Origin of the sequence: Methylobacterium cerastii (assembly GCF_022179125.1) — a bacterium.
Classification (GTDB): Bacteria; Pseudomonadota; Alphaproteobacteria; order Rhizobiales; family Beijerinckiaceae; genus Methylobacterium; species Methylobacterium cerastii.
In genome coordinates this window covers 50,363-70,775 of the sequence record NZ_BPQG01000074.1, presented here as the reverse complement: position 1 = coordinate 70,775, position 20,413 = coordinate 50,363, and the positions used below count along the sequence as shown (strand labels likewise).

At 71.9% G+C, this 20,413-nt stretch carries 22 protein-coding genes; 13 read left to right on the top strand and 9 right to left on the bottom strand.

Translation table 11 applies throughout. The annotated features are described in order from the left end of the window. The first annotated feature begins 107 nt into the window (after window positions 1-107). The 3 genes from dnaN (at window position 108) to recF (ending at window position 2,837) form a co-directional block, all read left to right on the top strand. Window positions 108-1,226: a DNA polymerase III subunit beta gene (gene dnaN / locus MFF13_RS21275; protein WP_147828582.1), complete on the top strand. Its 1,119-nt coding sequence runs from the start codon at window positions 108-110 to the stop codon at window positions 1,224-1,226. A gap of 31 nt (window positions 1,227-1,257) precedes the next feature. After that, window positions 1,258-1,596, top strand: coding sequence for a hypothetical protein (locus MFF13_RS21270; RefSeq protein WP_147828583.1), 339 nt, complete (start codon window positions 1,258-1,260; stop codon window positions 1,594-1,596). 89 nt (window positions 1,597-1,685) lie between these two features. Further along, on the top strand, window positions 1,686-2,837 hold the full coding sequence (gene recF / locus MFF13_RS21265; RefSeq protein WP_238272905.1) for a DNA replication/repair protein RecF: 1,152 nt from the start codon (window positions 1,686-1,688) through the stop codon (window positions 2,835-2,837). Window positions 2,838-2,857: 20 nt separating this feature from the next. Here the strand turns inward: recF and MFF13_RS21260 are convergent, their stop codons facing one another. Then, window positions 2,858-3,262 carry a type II toxin-antitoxin system VapC family toxin gene (locus MFF13_RS21260; RefSeq protein ID WP_147828584.1) on the bottom strand — a complete coding sequence of 135 codons (405 nt, stop codon included), beginning with the start codon at window positions 3,260-3,262 and terminating at the stop codon, window positions 2,858-2,860. Continuing rightward, window positions 3,262-3,504 (bottom strand): type II toxin-antitoxin system VapB family antitoxin, encoded by a 243-nt coding sequence (locus tag MFF13_RS21255; RefSeq protein WP_147828585.1) that lies wholly within the window; start codon window positions 3,502-3,504, stop codon window positions 3,262-3,264. Before MFF13_RS21255 ends, MFF13_RS21260 begins: the two co-directional genes overlap by 1 nt. Window positions 3,505-3,582: 78 nt before the next feature. Between MFF13_RS21255 and recQ the strand changes: the two genes are divergently transcribed. The 8 genes from recQ to MFF13_RS21215 all read left to right on the top strand — a co-directional run bounded on the left by recQ (window position 3,583) and on the right by MFF13_RS21215 (window position 11,859). Next, window positions 3,583-5,433 (top strand): DNA helicase RecQ, encoded by a 1,851-nt coding sequence (gene recQ / locus MFF13_RS21250; protein ID WP_147828586.1) that lies wholly within the window; start codon window positions 3,583-3,585, stop codon window positions 5,431-5,433. A 127-nt stretch (window positions 5,434-5,560) separates the two neighbouring features. Next, window positions 5,561-6,790 carry a hydrolase gene (locus tag MFF13_RS21245; RefSeq protein WP_147828600.1) on the top strand — a complete coding sequence of 410 codons (1,230 nt, stop codon included), beginning with the start codon at window positions 5,561-5,563 and terminating at the stop codon, window positions 6,788-6,790. Between the two features lie 154 nt (window positions 6,791-6,944). After that, window positions 6,945-9,164: a phosphoribosylformylglycinamidine synthase subunit PurL gene (gene purL / locus MFF13_RS21240; RefSeq protein ID WP_147828587.1), complete on the top strand. Its 2,220-nt coding sequence runs from the start codon at window positions 6,945-6,947 to the stop codon at window positions 9,162-9,164. A gap of 22 nt (window positions 9,165-9,186) precedes the next feature. After that, the gene (locus tag MFF13_RS21235) at window positions 9,187-9,423 is read left to right on the top strand and encodes a BolA/IbaG family iron-sulfur metabolism protein (RefSeq protein WP_147727612.1); all 237 of its coding nucleotides are present in this window, start codon (window positions 9,187-9,189) and stop codon (window positions 9,421-9,423) included. A 20-nt stretch (window positions 9,424-9,443) separates the two neighbouring features. Then, the gene (locus MFF13_RS21230) at window positions 9,444-9,950 is read left to right on the top strand and encodes a DUF29 domain-containing protein (RefSeq protein ID WP_238272890.1); all 507 of its coding nucleotides are present in this window, start codon (window positions 9,444-9,446) and stop codon (window positions 9,948-9,950) included. Between the two features lie 30 nt (window positions 9,951-9,980). Then, window positions 9,981-10,319 carry a Grx4 family monothiol glutaredoxin gene (gene grxD, locus MFF13_RS21225; protein WP_147750751.1) on the top strand — a complete coding sequence of 113 codons (339 nt, stop codon included), beginning with the start codon at window positions 9,981-9,983 and terminating at the stop codon, window positions 10,317-10,319. Window positions 10,320-10,452: 133 nt separating this feature from the next. Beyond that, on the top strand, window positions 10,453-11,352 hold the full coding sequence (locus MFF13_RS21220) for an NAD(P)/FAD-dependent oxidoreductase (RefSeq protein ID WP_147828589.1): 900 nt from the start codon (window positions 10,453-10,455) through the stop codon (window positions 11,350-11,352). A gap of 288 nt (window positions 11,353-11,640) precedes the next feature. Further along, complete coding sequence (locus tag MFF13_RS21215; RefSeq protein WP_238272889.1) at window positions 11,641-11,859, top strand: hypothetical protein; 219 nt, start codon at window positions 11,641-11,643, stop codon at window positions 11,857-11,859. 16 nt (window positions 11,860-11,875) lie between these two features. Here the strand turns inward: MFF13_RS21215 and MFF13_RS21210 are convergent, their stop codons facing one another. The 3 genes from MFF13_RS21210 to MFF13_RS21200 form a co-directional block, all read right to left on the bottom strand. Further along, on the bottom strand, window positions 11,876-12,697 hold the full coding sequence (locus MFF13_RS21210) for a hypothetical protein (RefSeq protein WP_238272888.1): 822 nt from the start codon (window positions 12,695-12,697) through the stop codon (window positions 11,876-11,878). Between the two features lie 157 nt (window positions 12,698-12,854). After that, window positions 12,855-14,933: a M3 family metallopeptidase gene (locus tag MFF13_RS21205; RefSeq protein WP_147764489.1), complete on the bottom strand. Its 2,079-nt coding sequence runs from the start codon at window positions 14,931-14,933 to the stop codon at window positions 12,855-12,857. A 73-nt stretch (window positions 14,934-15,006) separates the two neighbouring features. Next, complete coding sequence (locus tag MFF13_RS21200) at window positions 15,007-15,672, bottom strand: dienelactone hydrolase family protein (RefSeq protein WP_187273610.1); 666 nt, start codon at window positions 15,670-15,672, stop codon at window positions 15,007-15,009. 235 nt (window positions 15,673-15,907) lie between these two features. Between MFF13_RS21200 and MFF13_RS21195 the strand changes: the two genes are divergently transcribed. Beyond that, window positions 15,908-16,726, top strand: coding sequence for an extensin-like domain-containing protein (locus tag MFF13_RS21195; protein ID WP_238272904.1), 819 nt, complete (start codon window positions 15,908-15,910; stop codon window positions 16,724-16,726). 118 nt (window positions 16,727-16,844) lie between these two features. After that, window positions 16,845-17,963, top strand: coding sequence for a L,D-transpeptidase family protein (locus tag MFF13_RS21190; RefSeq protein WP_147830997.1), 1,119 nt, complete (start codon window positions 16,845-16,847; stop codon window positions 17,961-17,963). 3 nt (window positions 17,964-17,966) lie between these two features. Here MFF13_RS21190 and MFF13_RS21185 read toward each other — a convergent pair whose 3' ends face one another. The 4 genes from MFF13_RS21185 to MFF13_RS21170 form a co-directional block, all read right to left on the bottom strand. Further along, window positions 17,967-18,164: a DUF2283 domain-containing protein gene (locus MFF13_RS21185; protein WP_147750744.1), complete on the bottom strand. Its 198-nt coding sequence runs from the start codon at window positions 18,162-18,164 to the stop codon at window positions 17,967-17,969. Next, window positions 18,148-18,411 carry a DUF4258 domain-containing protein gene (locus MFF13_RS21180; protein WP_147830999.1) on the bottom strand — a complete coding sequence of 88 codons (264 nt, stop codon included), beginning with the start codon at window positions 18,409-18,411 and terminating at the stop codon, window positions 18,148-18,150. The genes MFF13_RS21185 and MFF13_RS21180 overlap by 17 nt, the downstream gene beginning before the upstream one ends. A 118-nt stretch (window positions 18,412-18,529) precedes the next feature. Continuing rightward, on the bottom strand, window positions 18,530-19,261 hold the full coding sequence (locus MFF13_RS21175; RefSeq protein ID WP_147831001.1) for an ABC transporter permease subunit: 732 nt from the start codon (window positions 19,259-19,261) through the stop codon (window positions 18,530-18,532). Continuing rightward, a complete protein-coding gene (locus MFF13_RS21170; protein ID WP_147831003.1) occupies window positions 19,258-20,406 on the bottom strand; it encodes an ABC transporter permease subunit in 1,149 nt (382 codons plus the stop codon). Before MFF13_RS21170 ends, MFF13_RS21175 begins: the two co-directional genes overlap by 4 nt. Window positions 20,407-20,413: the final 7 nt, after the last annotated feature.

Genomic DNA, 20,413 nt, shown 5'->3' with positions numbered 1-20,413 from the left:
CGCCCTTGCCTTCGCGGCGGCCCTTCGCCAAGCTGAACGGCCAAACTCCGAACCCGCCGGCCGCGGCGGCGTTCGAGCACGGTCCTTCGAGCATTCAGAGTACTGCGATGAGAGTCACTGTCGAGCGTGCGGCCCTCCTACGGTCGCTCGGCCACGTGCACCGCGTCGTGGAGCGGCGCAACACGATCCCGATCCTGTCGAACGTGCTGCTGCGCGCCACCGACGGCGGCCTGCAGCTGCGGGCGACCGACCTCGACATCGAGGTGACCGAGACCGTGCCGGCCGACGTCAGCGATCCCGGCGCCACCACCGTGCCGGCGCACGTCATCTACGACATCGTGCGCAAGCTGCCCGAGGGGGCGCAGGTCTCGCTGGAGACCGGCGGCGAATCCGGCCAGATGACGATCCGCTCCGGCCGCTCGCGCTTCGCGCTCGGCGCGCTGCCCGAGGGCGACTTCCCGGACCTCGCCGCGGGCGAGCTGCCGCACAGCTTCCAGATCGCGGCTTCCGACCTCAAGCGGCTGATCGAGAAGACCCAGTTCGCGATCTCCACCGAGGAGACGCGCTACTACCTCAACGGCATCTACCTCCACACCATCGAGTCCGAGGGGCTGAAGCTCCGCGCGGTGGCCACCGACGGCCACCGGCTCGCCCGCGTCGAGATCGACGCGCCGGAGGGCAGCGCCGGCATGCCGGGCATCATCGTGCCCCGGAAGGCGGTCGCCGAGATCCAGAAGCTCGTCGACGACGGCGGCGACAGCGTCGCGATCGACCTGTCGCCGGCCAAGATCCGCCTGCGCTTCGCTTCGGGCGTGACGCTGATCTCGAAGCTGATCGACGGCACCTTCCCCGACTACCAGCGCGTGATCCCGGCCGGGAACGACAAGCGCCTCACGGTGGAGCGCGACGCCTTCGCGCGCGCCGTCGACCGGGTCTCGACGATCTCGTCGGAGCGCGGCCGCGCGGTGAAGCTCGGCCTGCAGGAAGGGCGCCTCTCGCTCTCGGTCAACAACCCGGATTCGGGCAGCGCCACGGAGGAGCTCGACGTCGACTACGAGGCCGCCGGCCTCGATATCGGCTTCAACGCCCGCTACCTCCTCGACATCACCGGCCAGCTCGAAGGCGACACCGCCCTGTTCAAGCTCGCCGACCCGGGCTCGCCGACCCTGATCCAGGACCGCGAGGGCGCCTCCGCGCTCTACGTGCTGATGCCGATGCGGGTGTGAGCCGGCGCCGCGCGGACCCCGAGATGCGGACATGACGGCGGCCCGTCTCATCGCGATTGCCGCCGTCGCTGTTCTCTCTGCGCTTTCGTTATGGGCGAATGGACGGTTCTCCGCGCTCGATCGGCTACCGATGCAATGGAGCCTGTCGGGCGAGGTGAACTGGAGTGCGCCTCGGCCGCTGGCTCTCGCCTTCGTGCCGGTGCTGGCGGCCCTCCTGATGGCGATCGATCTTTGGGTTCATCGCCGAAATGCTCGCTTGGCACGCCGCAACACGGCCATTCACGCCGTCGGGTTCCTGATTGCCTATGGCTTCTATCTGGGCCTGCTTTTCCGCTTTGTGCCGACCATCGACGGTCCGGCTCTACCCTGAGAAGTGGGCTTTGGTCAGGATGCGAGAGCCACGTTATAGGGTCTTGCCCAACGTCCCGGCGCTCGAAAATCTGAAACAGATCGTCTGTGATTAGGCCCGAAGCTGACATCGGTCTGGAGCCAGAGCAAGGCGCCCAGCGCCTCACCCGCCTGACCGTCCGCGACTTCCGCAACCACGCCGACCTCGACCTGCCGCTGTCGTCGCGCTTCGTCGCGCTCGTCGGCGAGAACGGGGCGGGCAAGACCAACATCCTGGAGGCGGTCTCGCTGTTCGCCCCCGGGCGCGGGCTCCGGCGGGCCGAGTTCGCCACGATGGCGCGCAAGGACGGCCCCGGCGGGTTCGCCGTCTCGGTGACGCTGGCGCGCGACGGGGCCGAGCATCGCCTCGGCACGGGCTGCGAGCCGCCGGGCTTCGACGGGCGCACCAGCCGGCTCTGCCGGGTCGACGGGGCCGGCGCGCCCTCGCCCGTCGCCTTCTCGGAGTTCGTGCGCGTGGTCTGGCTGACGCCGGACCTCGACGGGCTGTTCCGCGGGCCCGGCGGCGACCGCCGCCGCTTCCTCGACCGCCTCGTCCTCGCCGTCGATTCCGGCCACGGCGCCCGCGTCTCGGCGATGGAGCGGGCGCTGCGCTCGCGCAACCGGCTGTTGGAAGAACGCCCGAACGACGGCCGCTGGCTCGACGCGATCGAGCGCGAGGTCGCCGAGCTCGGCGTCGCCGTGGCGCTCGCCCGCCGCGAGACCACCGAGCGCCTCGACCGGCTGATCCACGAGACCCGCGACGACGCGCAGCCGTTTCCCTGGGCGGCCCTGCGCCTGGAGGGCGACCTCGACGACCTCGTGGCGGTGTGGCCGGCGTTGGAGGCGGAAGACCGCTTCCGCCTTGCGCTCGCCCGCGGCCGCGCGCGCGACCGGGCCGCCGGGCGCACGCTCTCCGGCCCGCAGACCAGCGACCTCGTGGTCCGCCACGGCCCCAAGGACGTGCCGGCGGCGACCGCCTCCACCGGCGAGCAGAAGGCGCTGCTGATCGGCCTCGTGCTGGCCCACGCCCGGCTGGTGCGGGCGATGAGCGGGATCGCGCCGCTGATCCTCCTCGACGAGGTCGCCGCCCACCTCGACCCGCGCCGCCGCGCCGGCCTGTTCGAGGCGCTCGACGCGCTGCCCGGGCAAGTGTTCATGACGGGCGCCGACCCGGCGATGTTCGACGGCCTCGGCGAGGCCGCCGAAATCGTGCGGATCGGGTAATCGCCTCGGGCGACTTCGCCTCAGCCTGCCGCCGAGTGGATGTCGGTCTGCGGGAAGTCGTCGCCGACGAAGAGGAGCGGCACGTCGTGGACGCGCGCGCAGGCATAGGCGAAGCAGTCGCCCATGTTCAGCCGAGCCGGGTGGCCCCGGCCCTTGCCGAAGCGGGCATAGGCGGCGAGCGCGTCGCGCACTTCCTCGTCGCCGAGAGCGACGATCCGGATGCCCGCGAGATCGAGAAACGCGTAGGTCTCCGTCTCGGCAGCGTCGATCGCGAGCGCGTTTTTTCGGGCGAGCGCGCTCGCGGTCTCGAAGATGGCCAGCGCGGACGTGATCGGATCGTGCGCCGCCTTGATGGCCCGCGCCAGTGACGCGTTCCCGGGCTCGCCGGCGAGGATCGCGACCAGCGCGGACGCGTCGACGAACATCAGGGCTCGCCGTTCAGGTCGTCGAAGAACGCCTTGTCGGCCTCCAGCCCGGTTTCCGGACAGGCCGCGATACGATCTTGGATCAGCTTGATCCCCGCGATGAACGCAGTCAGCGACGCATCGCGCCGCTCCAGCTCGTTGGCGAGCGCGATCCGCACCGCCTCGGTCTTGCTGACGCGCGCCAGGGAAGCCAGCTTATCGGCGAGGCGGTTGACCTCCTCGCTTCGAATATTGAGCGGCATCGCGCGTCTCCGTGTAGACAGTGCAACGCTAGTGTATACACACCGCGGCGGCAAGCGGCCGCATCGCCCGGGACAGGTATGACCTCACGACTCGACGACGCGCGGCGGGCCCTGAAAACGACGTTCGGCTACGACGACTTCCGCCCCGGCCAGGACGAGGTGATCGAGGCGGTTCTGTCCGGGGCGGACGTGTTCGCGGTGATGCCGACGGGCTCGGGCAAGTCGATGACCTACCAGTTGCCGGCGCTGGTCGAGGATTCGCTCACCGTCGTGGTCTCGCCGCTGATCGCGCTGATGCACGACCAGGTGCAGCAGATGCGCGGCTTCGGGGTCGCGGCCGCGACGCTCAACTCGTCGGTGGCCGAATCCGTTTCGCGCGAGACCTGGCGGATGATCCGCGCGAACGAGCTGCGCCTGCTCTTCGTCTCGCCCGAGCGGCTGCTGATGGACGGCTGCATGGACGCGCTGCGCGGCGCCGGCGTCCGCCGGCTCGCGGTCGACGAGGCGCATTGCGTCTCGCAATGGGGCCACGACTTCCGGCCCGAGTATCGCGCCCTGTCGCGGGCGCGCGAGGCGCTCGGCGACGTCCAGACCGTGGCGCTGACGGCGACCGCCGACAAGGCGACGCGGGCCGAGATCGCCGAGCGGCTGTTTCCGGAAGGGCGCGACCTCAGGACCTTCGTGCACTCCTTCGACCGGCCGAACATCGGCCTGACCTTCGCCGCCAAGGACAACCCGACCCGGCAGATCGAGCGCTTCCTCAAGCACCGCCGCTCCGAGAGCGGGATCATCTACTGCTCGTCGCGCAAGCGCACCGAGCAGCTGGCCGAAAGCCTGAAGAAGGACGGCTTCAACGCGCTGGCCTACCATGCCGGCCTCGACCAGGGCACGCGGATGCGCAACCAGGACACCTTCCTGCAGGAGGACGGCGTCGTGATGACCGCGACGGTGGCCTTCGGGATGGGCATCAACAAGCCGGATGTGCGCTTCGTCTGCCACGCCGACATGCCGGGCAACGTCGAGGGCTACTACCAGGAGATCGGCCGGGCCGGCCGCGACGGGCTGCCCGCCGACACCCTGACCCTCTACGGCCTCGACGACATGGCGCTGCGCCGCCGCCAGATCGACGAGAAGGAGGTGCCGGACGAGCGCCGCCGCGTCGAGCGGCGCAAGCTCGAGGCCATGATCTCGCTGTGCGAGGGCGCGGCCTGCCGCCGGCAGTCGCTGCTCGCCTACTTCGACGAGGCCAGCGGCCATTGCGGCCGGTGCGACCTCTGCCGCGGCGGCGTCACGCTGGTCGACGGCACGGTCTCGGCCCAGAAGATCCTCTCGGCGATCGTGCGCACCGGGCAGCGCTACGGCGCGGCCTACGTCTGCGACGTCGTCCACGGCAAGGCGAGCGAGCCGATCCGCCGCAACGGCCACGAGCAGCTCAAGACCTTCGGCGTCGGCGCCGACAAGCCGGTCGCCGCCTGGCGGGCGATCCTGCGCCAGCTCTTCGCGGCCGGCGCGGTGGCCGAGAACGGCGACGGCTACGGCGGCCTCACCATGACCGACAAGGGCGAGGCGATCCTGTTCGGCCGCGAGCCGGTGGAACTCCGCCCCGACCCGGAGCCGAAATCCGCCGAGCCGCGCGAGCGCCGCCGCACGGGCGCCGTGCGCGACGCCGGCTCGGACGACCTGAGCCCCGCCGACGAGGCCCTGTTCCAGCACCTCCGGGGCCTGCGCGCCACGATCGCACGCACGGAGAACATCGCCGCCTTCATGGTGTTTCCCGACCGGACGCTGATCGAGATGGCCAAGGGCAAGCCGGTGGACCTCTACGCGCTGCGCACCGTCCACGGCGTCGGCGAGCGCAAGCGCGAGGCCTACGGCGACCGGTTCGTCGCGGCCATCGCCGAGTTCCTGGCGCATCCCCCGGCCGCGTGAGCGGCGGGAATCGGTCTTTTCGCTCGTCTCGGGGCCGCGCCGTCGTGTAGGGAGCCGGAATCCCTTGCCAGCACCAGCGCCGGAACGCGTCGTCATTCCCCAGTCCAACGACACGGCCGCGGCCGACCTGCCCACGGTCGAGCGGCCCGCAACCGATCGGCCGGGCACGACCACGCGCCAGGTCTTCTACCTGCCCGGCTTCGACCCGCGCCAACCGGAGACCTACTGGGGCCTCTTCCGCCGCGAGAGCCGGCTGACCGCGGCGCGCCGCGGCCTCGACATCGCGGTCGGCGAACCGTCGCGCAGCGCCGACCGCCTCAGCCTCGACTGGACCGTGCAATCCGGCGCCACCCGCACGCGCTACGGCCTGCTGCGCTGGGACGACATCGTCCGCGCCCGCTTCCCGCGCGCCAACTGGCGGCGCCTGGGCACGGTGCCGGCCCTGCTGTGGCGGCTTCGGCGCTCGGGCTACGCGCGCCGCCTGCGCCGCGAGGCGCGCAGCTTCGCCATGGTGATCTTCGGGGTCCAGTACCTGTTCCTGCTGTTCGTCGCCGTGAGCCTCGCGCTCGGCGCCCTCCTGCCGTCGGCGCTGCCGGCGGGCTGGCGGCCCTGGTCCTGGCTCGCGGTGCCGGTCGCGGCCTACGCGATCCTGGCCGGCATCATGGCGCTCACCCGCGGCAAGCCGTTCTACTGCGCCCACCTCGTCGACGACACCGCCTTCACCCACGACCACGCGGCGGGACGCGAGCCGCGGATGCCCGACCGCCTCGACGCGATGGCCGCGCGCATCGCCGCCGCGGAAGGGACGGCCGACGAGATCGTGGTGGTCGGCCATTCCTCCTCGAGCTTCCTCGGAATCGAGGTGCTCGACCGCATCCTGGCGGCCGACCCGGCCTTTGGCACCCGCGACACCCCGGTCTCGTTCGTGACGCTCGGCAGCGTGATTCCCTGGATCGCCCTCGACCGGCCGGCCGTGGCGTTCCGGGCGGCGCTCGCGCGGTTCGCCGCCGCCGACCACATCCGCTGGCTCGACGTGCGCGCCCCCTGGGACTGGCTGTCGATCCACCTGCGCGATCCGCTGACCGCGTCCGACGTGCCCTCCCCCGACCGGACGCGCCCGGCGACGCGCTACGTCCGCCTCGAAGACCTGATCGAGGACCGCTTGATCCGGGGGCGGCGCTTCAACTTGTTCCAGATGCACTTCCAGTTGTTGATGTCGAGCCTGGACACGGAGGGGTTCGACTACGTCGCCCTCGTCTCGGGCGCCGAACCGGTGCACGCGGCGATCGACCGCCGCCGCAGGGCGAAGCCCGGAAGCGCATCCGAGGCCGATGCGGACGCGCCGGCCCGGGCCTGAGCGCTTCGACCCCGGTACGGTCCCGCCCGGATGCGCGATCGAATGTTGCCAGGGCGGGCGCTTACCCTCTAGAGCCGTGGCGACCCCCGAGCCGGCGCCTACCTCACCGATGGGCACCTTCTCATCGGGACCGGATTTTCGTCGAGACCGCCGCATGTTCCGCAACGACGTCCCGATCACGCCCGAACTCGTCCGCCAGCATGGCCTGACGCCGGACGAGTACCAACGCTTCCGCGGGCTGATCGGGCGCGACCCGACGCTGACCGAGCTCGGCATCGTCTCGGCGATGTGGAACGAGCACTGCTCGTACAAGTCCTCGCGCAAGCACCTGCGCGGACTGCCGACGACGGGCCCCTGGGTGATCCAGGGCCCGGGCGAGAATGCCGGCGTCATCGACATCGGCGACGGGCTCGCCTGCGTCTTCAAGATGGAGAGCCACAACCACCCGAGCTTCATCGAGCCCTACCAGGGCGCGGCGACCGGCGTCGGCGGCATCCTGCGCGACGTGTTCACGATGGGCGCGCGCCCGATCGCGGCGCTCAACGCCCTGCGCTTCGGCTCGCCCGACCATCCCCGCACCCGGCACCTCGTCTCGGGCGTGGTCGCCGGCATCGGCGGCTACGGCAACTCGTTCGGCGTGCCCACGGTGGGCGGCGCCGTCGGCTTCCACCCGCGCTACGACGGCAACATCCTGGTCAACGCCATGGCGGTGGGCCTCGCGAAGGCCGACGCGATCTTCTACGCGGCGGCCTCCGGCGTCGGGAACCCGATCGTCTACCTCGGCTCCAAGACCGGCCGCGACGGCATCCACGGCGCCACCATGGCGTCGGCCGAGTTCGACGCCGAGACCGAATCGAAGCGTCCGACCGTGCAGGTCGGAGACCCCTTCGCCGAGAAGCTCCTGCTCGAGGCCTGCCTGGAGCTGATGAAGTCCGGCGCGGTCATCGCGATCCAGGACATGGGCGCGGCCGGGCTCACCTGCTCGGCGGTCGAGATGGGCGCCAAGGGGGATCTCGGCGTCGAGCTCGACATCGAGAAGGTGCCGGCCCGCGAGGCGGGCATGACCCCCTACGAGATGATGCTCTCGGAGAGCCAGGAGCGCATGCTCATGGTGCTCAAGCCCGGCATGGAGGCCGAGGCCGAGGCGATCTTCGTGAAGTGGGGCCTCGACTTCGCGGTGATCGGCAAGACCACCGACACCCTGCGCTTCGTGGTGAAGTGGCACGGCGACGTGGTCGCCGACCTGCCGATCAAGGAGCTCGGCGACGAGGCGCCGCTCTACGACCGGCCCCACATCGCCAACACGCACCTGCCCGAGATCCACGCCGCGGACGTGGCCGCCCCGGCCTCGCTGACCGAGGCGCTGAAGCGCCTCGTCGGCTCGCCCGAGCTGTGCTCGAAGCGCTGGGTCTACGAGCAGTACGACCACTTCATCGGCGGCAACACCGTGCAGAAGCCCGGCGGCGACGCGGCGATCGTCCGCGTCGAGGACGGCCCGCGCGGGCTGGCCCTCACCGCGGACGTGACGCCGCGCTATTGCGAGGCGGACCCCGTCGAGGGCGGGCGGCAGGCCGTGGCCGAGGCGTGGCGCAACATCACCGCCGTCGGCGGCCGGCCGCTCGCGATCACCGACAACCTCAATTTCGGCAACCCGGAAAAACCCGAGGTGATGGGCCAGCTCGTCGGCTGCATCCAGGGCATCGGCGAGGCCTGCAAGGCGCTCGACTTCCCCGTCGTGTCCGGCAACGTCTCGCTCTACAACGAGACCAACGGCGTCGGCATCCTGCCGACCCCGACCATCGGCGGCGTCGGCGTGCTCGACGACGTCGCGCGCCACGCCACCATCGCCCTGAAGCGCGCGGGCGACGTGCTGGTGCTGGTCGGCGCGGCCGAGGGCTGGCTCGGGCAGTCGATCTACCTGTCGGTGATCGAGGGTCGCGAGGAGGGCGCGCCGCCCCCCGTCGACCTGTCGCTCGAGCGCCGCAACGGCGACTTCGTCCGCGGGCTGATCGTCTCGGGACAGATCGACACCGTCCACGACCTCTCCGACGGCGGCCTCGCGGTGGCTTTGGCCGAGATGGCGATGGCCGGCTCGTTCGGCGCGACGCTGCCCGAGGCCCCCGAGGGCATGCCGGCCCACGCCTACCTCTTCGGCGAGGACCAGGCCCGCTATCTCGTCGCCGTGCCGGCCGAGGTCGCGACCGACATCCTCTACGCCGCCTCGGCGCAGGGCATTGACGCCTCGGTGGTCGGCGTCGTCGAGGGCGACGGTTTGACCCTGCCGGGCGGGCAGACCATATCCGTCGCCGAGCTTCGTGAGGCGCACGAAGGCTGGCTGCCGGCCTACATGGCGAGCCTGCCGGCCGCCGCCTGAACCCCGACCAAGGAACCGACCGATGCCGATGGACGCGCGCGAGATCGAGCGGATGATCGTCGAGGCCCTGCCCGACGCCAAGGTGGAGATCAAGGATCTCGCCGGCGACGGCGACCACTACGCCGCCACGGTGCTGTCGGCGGCGTTCAAGGGCAAGACCCGCGTCGCCCAGCACCAGATGGTCTACGGCGCGCTCCAGGGGCGGATGGGGGGCGTGCTCCACGCCCTTGCGCTGACGACGGGCGTCCCGCAGGATTAGTCGCCGCAGCGGTGGTGCCGATGGACCAGCCGAGCCTCTACGACGACCACACGGTGACGTGGGCCGACCAGCAGGTCGCCGCGTTGCGGTCCCTCGCGACGCGCCCCGAGCTGTCGAACGTCCCCGATTGGGAGAACGTCGCCGAGGAGATCGAGGGCGTGGGCCGGTCCGAGATCGATCGCGTCGAGAGCGCGATGTCCCAGATGCTGATCCACGTACTGAAATATGCCTCCGCGCCGGCTGCGCAGTCGACCCGTTCCTGGCGCAAGGAGGTCCTGGTCTTCCAGGCCTCGGCGCAGCGGAACTATCGTCCCTTCCTGCGCCAGAGGATCGATTGGGAGCGCCTCTGGGCGAACGCCAAAACGATCGCCGACGCCTCGCTCGACGTCTTCGGCGGCAGGCTGATCGGCGGACTGCCGGACCGGATGCCCTTCACCCCCGAGGAGATGTCGTCGGACGGTTTCGACATGGACCGCGCCCTGGAACGTCTCGCCGAGGTGTTGAAAGCGCGCCCCGACCATCATTAGATCACTCTTGCAGATCAAGGACCGAAACCCATGACCGACGTCAACGCAAGCATCGAGAACGAGATCAAGTCCCAGGACGTGGTCGTGTTCATGAAGGGCACGCCCACCATGCCGCAATGCGGCTTCTCGGGGCAGGTCGTGCAGATCCTCAACTACCTCGAAGTGCCGTTCAAGGGCGTGAACGTGCTGGCCGACGCCGGCATCCGCGACGGCATCAAGGCCTTCTCCAACTGGCCGACCATCCCGCAGATCTACGTGAAGGGCGAATTCGTCGGCGGCTGCGACATCACCCGCGAGATGTTCCAGTCGGGCGAGCTGCAGACCTTCCTGGCCGAGAAGGGCATCCCGGTGAAGTCCGCCGCCGCCTGACGGGCCGCGCGACCGGACGACGACGAAGGGCGCCCCGGCGCCCTTTTTCGTGTCCGCTCCCGAGAAACGTTCGCGCATGCCGCGGCTTGAGCCCAGGGAGGGGATCGGGGGCGACATCCGGAGGTGCTGCGGCATGCACGACGTCATCATCGTGGGCGGCGGCCCGGCGGGCCTCAACGCCGCCCTGATCCTCGGGCGCTGCCGCCGCCGGGTCCTGCTCGTCGACCAGGGCACGCCGCGCAACGCCGCCGCCCGGTTGACCTGGGGCGTCTTCACCCGCGACGGCACGCCGCCCGACGAACTCCGGGCCCTCGCCCGCGCCGACCTCGCCCGCTACGACACCGTCGAGCTTCGCGACGGCGAGGCGATCGGGGCCGAAGCGGTCGCGGACGGGTTCGCGATCACGCTCGCCGACGGGCGCCGCGAATCCGCCCGCCGCCTGATCCTCGCCACCGGGTTGCACCAGGATCTGCCGGCGATCCACGGCTTCGCGCGCTACTGGGGCGCGGGCGTCCATTCCTGCCCCTATTGCGACGGCTACGAGCGGCGCGACAGCCCCATCGCCGCCTACGCCCACGGCCCGGTCGCCAAGGGGTTCGCCCTGGAGCTGACGGCGTGGAGCCGCGACGTGACGCTGTGCACCGACGGCCACCCGACCGAACTCTCCGACGACGACCGCGCCCGCCTGGCGCGCAACGGGGTCCGGCTGATCGAGGCGCCGATCGCACGCCTCGACGGCGACGCCGACGGGCCGACTCACCTCGCCTTCGCCGACGGCACCGCCCTGCCCTGCCGCGCGGTGTTCCTGATGCCGACGGGCTGTCTGCCCTCGACGCTCATCACGCAGCTCGGCTGCACCCTGAACGAGGCCGGCGTGGTGCCGACCCGCGAGTACGAGAAGACGAACGTGCCCGGGCTCTACGTCGCCGGCGACGCCTCGCGCCGGGTGCAGTTCGCGGTCGTCGCCGCCGCGGAGGGCGCGATGGCGGCGTTCGCGGTCAACACCGAGCTGCTGCGCGAGGACACCCGCTGATCGCGCAGGCGTGCAACGGATGCTTTTCCGGCAGGCAGCGCGGCACGCGCACCGCGCGCGACGACCTGCGACGGCGTTCTACCCAGGGTGCGTAGTCTGGAAATCGCTCCCTGCTGCAAGTCGGCGTGCGATCTCGCACCATGGCCGGGCCGCCGCAATGCAATGATGAAAAAAGAGTTTCGATCCTCAAAGGTTCGGAACTTGTTCAGCTTGTCCCCGTTACTCCCGCACGGTCCAGTTCTTCTGGGCCGTCGGTGCCGACGCTCCGCTGTCTCTGCAAGGCCGGTCATGCCCGTCTTCGACGCCAAGAACCTCGGGTCCCAGTTCGAAGGCCAAGCCCTTCTCGCGGCCATCCTGCACCCGACGCGCACCGCACAGACCCGCGCCCTCACGCATGGCCGCCAGCGCTCCGAGCGCGCCGCGATCATGGCCGACCCGATGACGATCGAGCATCGCTTCCCGGTCGGCGCCGGCACCCTCACCCCGACGCCGATCGCCTCGAGCTGACGATTTTCCCCGCGCCCTACCAGGGCTGCGGCGTGACCAGGCCCTGACGCGTCACCACCACCCATTCCCGCCCGCGCCGCTCGACGGCCTCGACCCGGCCGACGCCGGGGATCGAATCGCCGATCGCGACCTCGACGAGGCGGCGGCGGCGGTCCTCCAGCATGGCGGTGCCGTCGTACACGTCGCGCACGGCCCAGGACTCGATGATCGCTGGCTTCGGCTTGGGTTCGGTGATGCTTCCGGTCTGGACCGGCTCCGCCTTGGCGGCCGGTAGAGGAGCGGGCACGGGCGCCGGAGCGGTGGCTGCCGCCACCGTGCGCTTGTCCGCTTGCGCGGTCGTCGCCGCAAGGCGGGCGGCCTGCTCCTTCTCGGCCTGGTCGATGCGCTCGCCCAGGGCCGCGATCTTGGCCACCAGGGCCGTTTCCGTCTTGCCGACCTTCTCCATCAGCGCGCCGCCGCGGACCTTCGCCTCGCTGCGGGCGGCCTCGGAGACTTCCTTGAGGGCGGCGACCGACTTGTCGAGGCGGTCGGAGGCGATGGCGAGGCGCGAGGCTTCCAGCCGGTTGGCTTCGAGGGCCGCGTTGATCTCGGCCAGCACGACGCCCGTGCCCTCGGAGCGAGGCGTCGCCAGCATCGCGGTGCCGGCGCCGAGCACCGTGCCGAGCGCGAGGGCGGCCCCGGCCAGACCCATCGCCACCCCGTCGAGGCGGCGGCCAACCTTGGCGGCCGTCGGCACAGTCGGCGCCGCCTTGGGCTTGCCACCGGAGACGGCAGCCTTCAGCAGCGCGTCCGGCGAGGCCTTCACGGCCTCCGCGGGCGAATCGATGTTCGTCGTCATGGCCCTCGCCTCCGCGTCCGGCATCTCTGTCGAAAGCTTTGGTTAAGGACGTTTGTTTACCAAAGGGTTACCGCCCCCGCCGGGCCTCGTCGGCCCATTCCGCCCCCGGTCCCGTAGGGCCGCAGGCGTGCGATGCGGCCGCTGCCCGACCCGGAGGTCAGGCCGCCAGCCCGCGCTTGCGCAGCAGCGGTCCGGTGCTCGGCAGGCGTCCGCGGAAGGCGGTGTAGGCCTCGCGCGGGTCGCGCAGGTTGCCGGCGCCGTAGACGTAGGTGCGAAGGCGCTTCGCGGTGGCCGGATCGAAGATGTCGCCGGCCTCGCGGAAGGCGTCGAACGCGTCGGCATCCAGCACCTCGGACCAGAGATAGCTGTAGTAGCCCGCGGCATAGCCGTCGCCCGAGAAGATGTGCGCGAAATGCGGCGTGCGGTGGCGCATGTTGATCTCGGACGGCATCGCGATCCGCTCCAGCGCGTCGGCCTCGAAGGCGCCCACGTCGAGGCCGTCCTCGCCCCCGGCCGAGAGGTGCAGGGTCATGTCGACGATCGCCGAGGAGGTGTATTCCACGGTGGCGAATCCCTGGTTGAAGGTGCGGGCGGCGAGCAGCTTCGTCAGCAGCGCCTCCGGCATCGGCTCGCCGGTGCGATGGTGGCGGGCATGGGTCCGCAGCACCTCCGGCTGCTCCAGCCAATGCTCGTAGAGCTGCGAGGGCAGCTCGACGAAGTCGCCCGACACCGCGGTGCCGGCCAGCACCGGATAGGTCACGTCGGACAGGAGCCCGTGCAGGGCGTGGCCGAACTCGTGGAACAGGGTGCGTGCGTCGTCGAAGGACAACAGCGGCGCCTCGCCGGCCGGGGCCTTGGCGAAGTTCATCACGTTGACGATGATCGGCTTCACGTCGCCGGTGAGCCGCTCCTGCGAGCGGAAGGCGCTCATCCAGGCGCCGCTGCGCTTGGTCGGCCGCGCGAAGTAGTCGCCGAGGAAGGTGCCGACCTCCGAGCCGTCGGCGTTTCCGACGCGCCAGGCGCGGACGTCCGGGTGGTAGCGCGGTACGTCCGGGAGTTCGGCGAAGGTCAGGCCGAACAGGCGCGAGGCCGTGTCGAAGGCGGCATGGATCACCGAATCGAGCGGCAGGTACGCCTTGATCTCGCTCTCGTCGAGGTCGTGCTCGGCCCGCCGCAGCTTCTCGGCGTAGTGGCGCCAATCGTGGGCCTGGAGCGCGAAGTTGCCGCCCTCGGCCTGCACGATCGCCTGCAGCCGGTCGCGCTCGGCGCCGGCGCGCTTGAGGGCGGGGGTCCAGACCTCGCGCAGCAGGTCCATCGCCGCGTCCGGGGTCGCCGCCATGGTGTCGTCGAGCTTGAAGTGGGCGAAGCTGTCGAAGCCGAGCAGCCGCGCCCGCTCGGCGCGGAGCTGTACGATCTCGCGGATGATGCCGCGGTTGTCGGTGTCGCCGCCGCCCTCGCCGCGGCGGATCCAGGCCTCGTAGGCGCGCTCGCGCAGGTCGCGCCGGGTCGAGGACACCAGGAACGGCTCGATCAGCGAGCGCGACAGGGTGACGACGTGGCTGTGCGCGCCGCCGCGCTCCTTGGCGGCGTCGGCGGCCGAGGCGACCAGGAAGTCGGGCAGGCCGGCGCGGTCCTCGGCGGCGTCCAGCGGCAGCAGGAAGCGGCTCTCGTCGGCGAGCAGGTTCTGGCTGAACTGGGTTCCGAGCTCCGACATCCGCGCGGCGATCTCGGCGACGCGCAGCTTGTCCTCCGGCCCGAGGTCGGCGCCCGCGCGGCGGAAGCGGGTGCGGTAGCGCGACAGCACCCGGCGCTCCTCGTCGCCCAGGCCTTCGGCGTCGGCGTCCACCGCGGAGATGCGCGCCCACAGCTCCGGGTTGAGGTAGATCGCGCTGCCGTGGCGCGAGAGCTTGGGGCCGATCGTCCGCTCGATCGCCTGCAGCTCGGGGTTCGTGTGGCTGCCGGTGAGGTTGTAGAACACCCCGGCGACCCGATCGAGGGCGAGGCCCGCCCGCTCCATCGCCGCGACGGTGTTGGAAAAGCTCGGCGCCGCGGCCTCGCCTGCGATCGCCGCGATCTCGGCGTCGTGCGCCGCCAGCGCCGCCTCGAAGGCCGGCAGGTAGTGCTCGGGCCGGATGCGCTCGAAGGGCGGAAGCTCGGCCGGCGTGCCCCAGGCCGCCTCGGAGAAGGGGTTGCCGGCCGGCAGGTCGGCGAGGCCGGGATTTTGCGCTGTCGTCATCTGAAGGTCTCGATGTCTCGCGCCGCGCGTCGGCTGGGGCCGCCGGAGGGCGGCGGTCGGATACGTGTCCACCTCAGATAGGACCGAACGCACGCTTCAGGAAGCCGACGCCGCGCGCGGTCGCGTCGGCATCCGTCGCCGGGTCGAAGGCGTGGCCCTGGTCCGGGTAGAGGTGGACGCGGCAGGTCCCGCCCGCCTCTTCCATCCGCCGCCGCAGGGTTTCCGGATGGCTCGGGCCGACGAGGGCGTCCCGCGCGCCGTGCAGCGCCAGCGCCGGCGGCAGGGCGAGGGGACCGGTACCGAGCTCCGGCGGCAGGAAGGTCGCGCGCAGCACCAGCGCCGCGTTCGCCCCCGGCGCCCGCGCGGCGAGCGCCAGCGCCAGGGCGCCGCCGAGCGAGCGGCCGACCAGGGCCACCGGGCCGGGGACCTGCGCCCGGACCGTCTCGAGGGCGTCGCGCCACGCACCGAAATGCCGGCTGATCCCCGAAAAGCCCACCCGTGCCTCGCCGGTGCGGTCGAGATAGTGCGGCAGCAGCACCGCGAAGCCGGCCTCCGCCAAGGCCGCGGCCTCGGCCCGGACCGGCCGGTCCGAGCCTGGCCCTTCGGCGTCGTGGAGCAGAATCACGGTCGCCGTGGCCGGGGCGTCCTTGCCGTGCGGGGCGAACCGCTCGATCGTGACGGGTCGTCCCTCGCACAGGATCGTGTCGCGGGTGACGACCGGATGGGGTGGATGGGTCATGGCGTCAGGTCGGTCTCGACGGTTCGCGGCGCTCGCGCTCGCCGGCACGACCCTGCTTGCCATGACGGCGGGACGGGATGCGAGGGCCCAGGATGCGAGGGCGCAGGACGCCAAGGCCCAGGACGCCAAGGCCCAGGACGCCAAGGCCCAGGACGCCAAGGCCTTGGACGTCAAGGCATTGGGCATCAAGGCGCAAACGCAGGCGCCCGAGGCGACCGTCCCCGTGCCGCCGCCGCTGCCGCCCGAGCGGCCCGCGGAGCTGAAGCCCGCGACCGCGCCGGGCGCGACCGTGAGCGACCCGCCGCGCCCGCCGGAGCGCCCGGCCGAGCTGACGCCGGCGACGCCCCCGGCTTCGGCGCCGGAGCCGAAACCCGCCGAGCCGCCCGCCCAGGCGGAGGTCAAACCCGGCGACAAGGTCGCCGACAAGCCCCCCGAGATGCCGGTCCCGCCGCCGCTTCCCCCGGAGCGGCCGGCCGAGTTGTCGGGCGAGGCGGCGCTCGCCCTCAAGGTCGCGGCGCCCGACGACGCCGCCTGCCGTGTGCGGCTGAAGCGCCTCGGCGCCGCGTTCGAGCCGCTGCCGGCGATCGTCAACGGGCAATGCGGCACGCCGCTGCCGCTGAAGCTGACGGGTCTGACCGACGTGGCGCTGCCGCAGCCGGCGACCCTGACCTGCGCCGCCGCCGAGGCGCTGGCGCGCTGGACGACCGAGGTCCAGGTCGCGGCCGAGCGCGAGCTGAAGCAGCCGCTGGCGGGGATCGCGATCGGCACCTCCTACGAGTGCCGCGGGCAGAACCACGACGTCGAGGCCAAGCTCAGCGAGCATGCCTTCGCCAACGGCGTCGACGTGATGAGCTTCACCTTCGCCGGCCGTCCGGCGATCGCCGTCGGGGCGATGGCCGACGGGTCGGCCGAGGGCCGCTTCCTCGATGCGGCGCGGTCGCGGGCCTGCGGGTTCTTCCGCACGGTGCTCGGCCCCGGCTCCAACGCGGCGCACGCCAACCACTTCCATCTCGACGAGCGCGAGCGGGCGGCCGGGCACCGGCTGTGCCAGTGAGCTGTGCCAGCGGGGCCGTTCGCGAAAACCTGATGCCGCCGTGCCGTTTGGCGCGGAACGCCCACCCGTCGCCGACGCTTGATCGCCCGGGAGCGAACCGGCTCCAGGAGCCTCGACCATGACGTTCGGATTGACGACGCGGACCAGCCTCGCGGTCATCGCCCTGGCCTGCCTTGCCGTCCCCGGCGTCGCGGCGGCCCAGGGTTCGGGCAAGGGGTCGGGCAAGGACGAGCCTGCGCCGCCGAGCGCGCAGGCGATCCGGGACGCGACCTTCGCCGAGCCCGTCAAAGACGGCAAGAAGGGTGCAAGCCAGGACGAGACCAAGAAATCCGCCGCGTCGAAGGCGGACGACCAGCCCGATCCGCTGACGATCAAGGTGCAGGTTCTGCTCGACCGGGCGCGGTTCTTCCCCGGTGCGATCGACGGGCGTGACGGCGAGAACCTGCAAGGCGCGCTCTCGGCCTACGCGGTGGCGCAGGGCCTGCCCGCGACGAAGACGCTGACCAAGGAGGTCTTCGACAAGCTCGCCGGCGCCGGCGGCGACCCGGTGGTGACCGACTACACCATCACCGAGGCGGATGCGGCCGGCCCCTACGTCGAGAAGATCCCGCCCAAGATGGAGGCGCAGGCCGACCTCGAATCGATGGGCTACACCAACCCGCGCGAAATGCTGGCCGAGCGCTTCCACATGAGCCGCGACCTCCTGAGCCAGCTAAACCCGGACAAGCCGCTGGACAAGGCCGGGACGGTGATCCTGGTCGCCGGCGTCCAGCCGATGGGCCTCGACAAGCCCAAGGCCAAGGAGCTGCCGCGGGAGCCGAAGGTCGACCGCGTGGAGGTCGACAAGAGCAGCCGCGACGTGCGTGCCTTCGACAAGGCGGGCAAGCTCCTGGCCTATTACCCCGCCTCGATCGGCAGCGAGGAGAAGCCCGCGCCGAGCGGCGAAACCAAGGTGAAGGGCGTCGCCTTCGACCCGTCCTACACCTACGATCCGAAGTATCGCTTCAAGGGCGTGAAGACCCGCAAGAAGTTCTCGATCCGCCCCGGCCCGAACAACCCCGTCGGCCTGGTCTGGATCGACCTCGCGATCCCCTCCTACGGCATCCACGGCACCCCGGAGCCCGAGAAGGTCGGCAAGACCGAGTCGCACGGCTGCATCCGGCTCACCAACTGGAACGCCCGCGACCTCGCCGCCCACGTCTCGCGCGGGGCGAAGGTGTCGTTCAAGGAGGATTAGCGGTCAGGCGGCCGAGAGGTGATCGAGCTCCGCACCGGTCGAACGGTGCTCGGACGCATCGAGGATCTCGACCGCCACGATCCGTCCGGCCGCATCGAGATCGATGATGAGGCCGGGACGGACTTCCTCGCTCTCGACCACCGGAGCATCCGCGAAGCGGACGTAGAGCGCATCGGTCTCAGCGTCATACCGCGACTTCACGTGGGCGCCTCCGGCTGCGATCGAGGAAAGCGGTGATGATGTGCACCCCGCCCTCCGTGGGGACGGATACCACGCGGAGTATCCGTCCGTCGCGCTCCGGGACCGAGCGATAGGCGCGGATGCGTTCGGGGTGTTTCGGGTCCGGTTCGGCGACCTCCGGCTCCGTCACGGTGCGTTCGATCCACACGCGTTCCAGGGCACGATCCGCCAAGTTGTCGAGGGCGTGCGTTCCGTCGGTGATCCGCACGCGCCCTCCACCCCGCCGCGACGCAGGCAAGCGCCGTCAACGACGGCGCCGTCGAGACGTTATTGCTTTGATCTCATAAAAATTCCTACGGACGCGAGCCCTTGCGTGTCCGAGCGCGCTACCGCCGCAACACGCCCGCGACCGCGACCATCGCCGCATCGCACAGGAAGGCCAAGGCCGCGGTGGCGGCGGCGCCCTGCAGCATCGGCACGGTGTTCTGGTTCTGCAGGCCGGCGACGATCGGCGTGCCGAGCGTCGCGGCGCCCGCCAGCGCGCCGACCGCGGCCACCGCCACCGCGAGGGCGAGGGCCGTGCGCAGGGTCTCGACGATCGCGGGCACGGCCAGCGGCAGCTCGATCCGCGTCAGGGTCTGGCGGGCGGTGAGGCCGAGCGCGGTGGCGGCCTCGCGCGCCTCGGCCGGGACCGCCTCCAGGGCGCCGACCGTGCCGCGAAGCGTCGGCATGATCCCGTAGAACACCAGCGCCAGAAGGGTCGGCGGGCCGCCGAAGCCGAGCACCGGCAGGGCCAGCGCCACGACGACCACCGGCGGCACCGCCTGGGCGGCGGCCGCGAGGGTGTCGACGCCGCCGCGGAGCGAGCCCGCACCGGGCCGGGTCGCGAGGATGCCGAGGCCGATGCCGGCGGTCGCGACCAAGGCGAGGCCGGTCGCGGCGAGGATCAGGTGCTGGAGCGCCAGGGCCGCGAGGTAGCCGGGCGTCAGCGCCCGCCGCGGCACGTCGCCGAGGCCTGCGACGATCGCCGAGGCGATGGCCGGGTGACTGAGGGCCGCGAGCACCAGGCCGGCGACGAGCGCTCCCAGGGCCGGGCGCAGGGCGCGACGGACGTTCATGCCGTCCTCCGCACGCGGTCCTCGACGCGGCTCAAGGCCCGCTCGACGGCCAGAGACAGCACGACGATCGGGATCGCCCCGAGCAGGATCAGGTCCGGGGCGAACTGCGCCATGCCGTCGAAGACGATGCCGCCGAGGCCGCCCGCCCCGACGAGCGCCCCGAGCGTCGCGAGCCCGATCGCCTGGACGCAGGCGACGCGGAGCGCCCCGATCAGGATGCCGGCGCCGATCGGCAGCCGCACCTCGAAGAGGATCTTGCGCGGGGTGAGGCCCAGGGCCTCGGCCGCGTCGAGGGTGGCCGGGTCGGGCGCCGCGAGCGCCAGGGCGAGGCCGCGCCACAGGGGGAGCAGCAGGTAGGCGGCGATGCCGACGAGCGCCGGAGCCGGCCCGAGGGCGCTGAAGCCGGCTTCGCGCAGGGACGGGACCGCCCGCAGCAGGCCCGAGGCCAGCGCGACCAGGGCACCGAGCAGCGCCACCGCCGGCACCACCTGGATGCCGCCGACCAGGATCGCGACGAGGCCCTGCCCGCGCCGCCACAGCGACAGCAGCACGGCGCCGCAGACCGCCATCAGCACCGCGCCGCCGGAAAGCAGCAGGTGCCGCACCAGGGCCCCGCCGACGGCAGGGCCGCGCGCCGCGAACTCGACGGCGAGCGACAGGCTCCCCAGCGCCCCGGCCGCGTAGGCGACGCCGACGAAGGTGAGGACGGCCACCGCCAGCCCCGCGCCGAGCCCGGGGACGGCCATGCGCCCGGACAGGTGGGCGAGCCCGCCCGCGAGCAGCGCCAGCCCCGCCCAGGCGCCGGCGGCGAGGCCGGCGCGGGCGGCCGGCGGCTCGCCCGCGAGAAGGTCTTCGGCGGTGTTGCCGAGCGCCAGAACCAGCAGCGCGAGGGCGAGCGCGAGGAGGGCGGTGGCGGCGCCGAGCCCGACCCGCGTCCGCCCGGCGCGCGCGAGCAGCGCCGCCCCTAGCACCAGCGCCGACACCGCCTCGATCTCCGGCCCGAAGCCGGCCACGATGCCGGCGCCGTCCAGGGCGTAGACCGGCTCGCCGACGACGAGGCGGTTCTTGGCGAGCCGCAGCAGCGGCAGGCCGTAGACCGCACCGAGGAAGGCGATGGCGAACAGCAGCGGCACGAGGCGGGCCATTCGATCG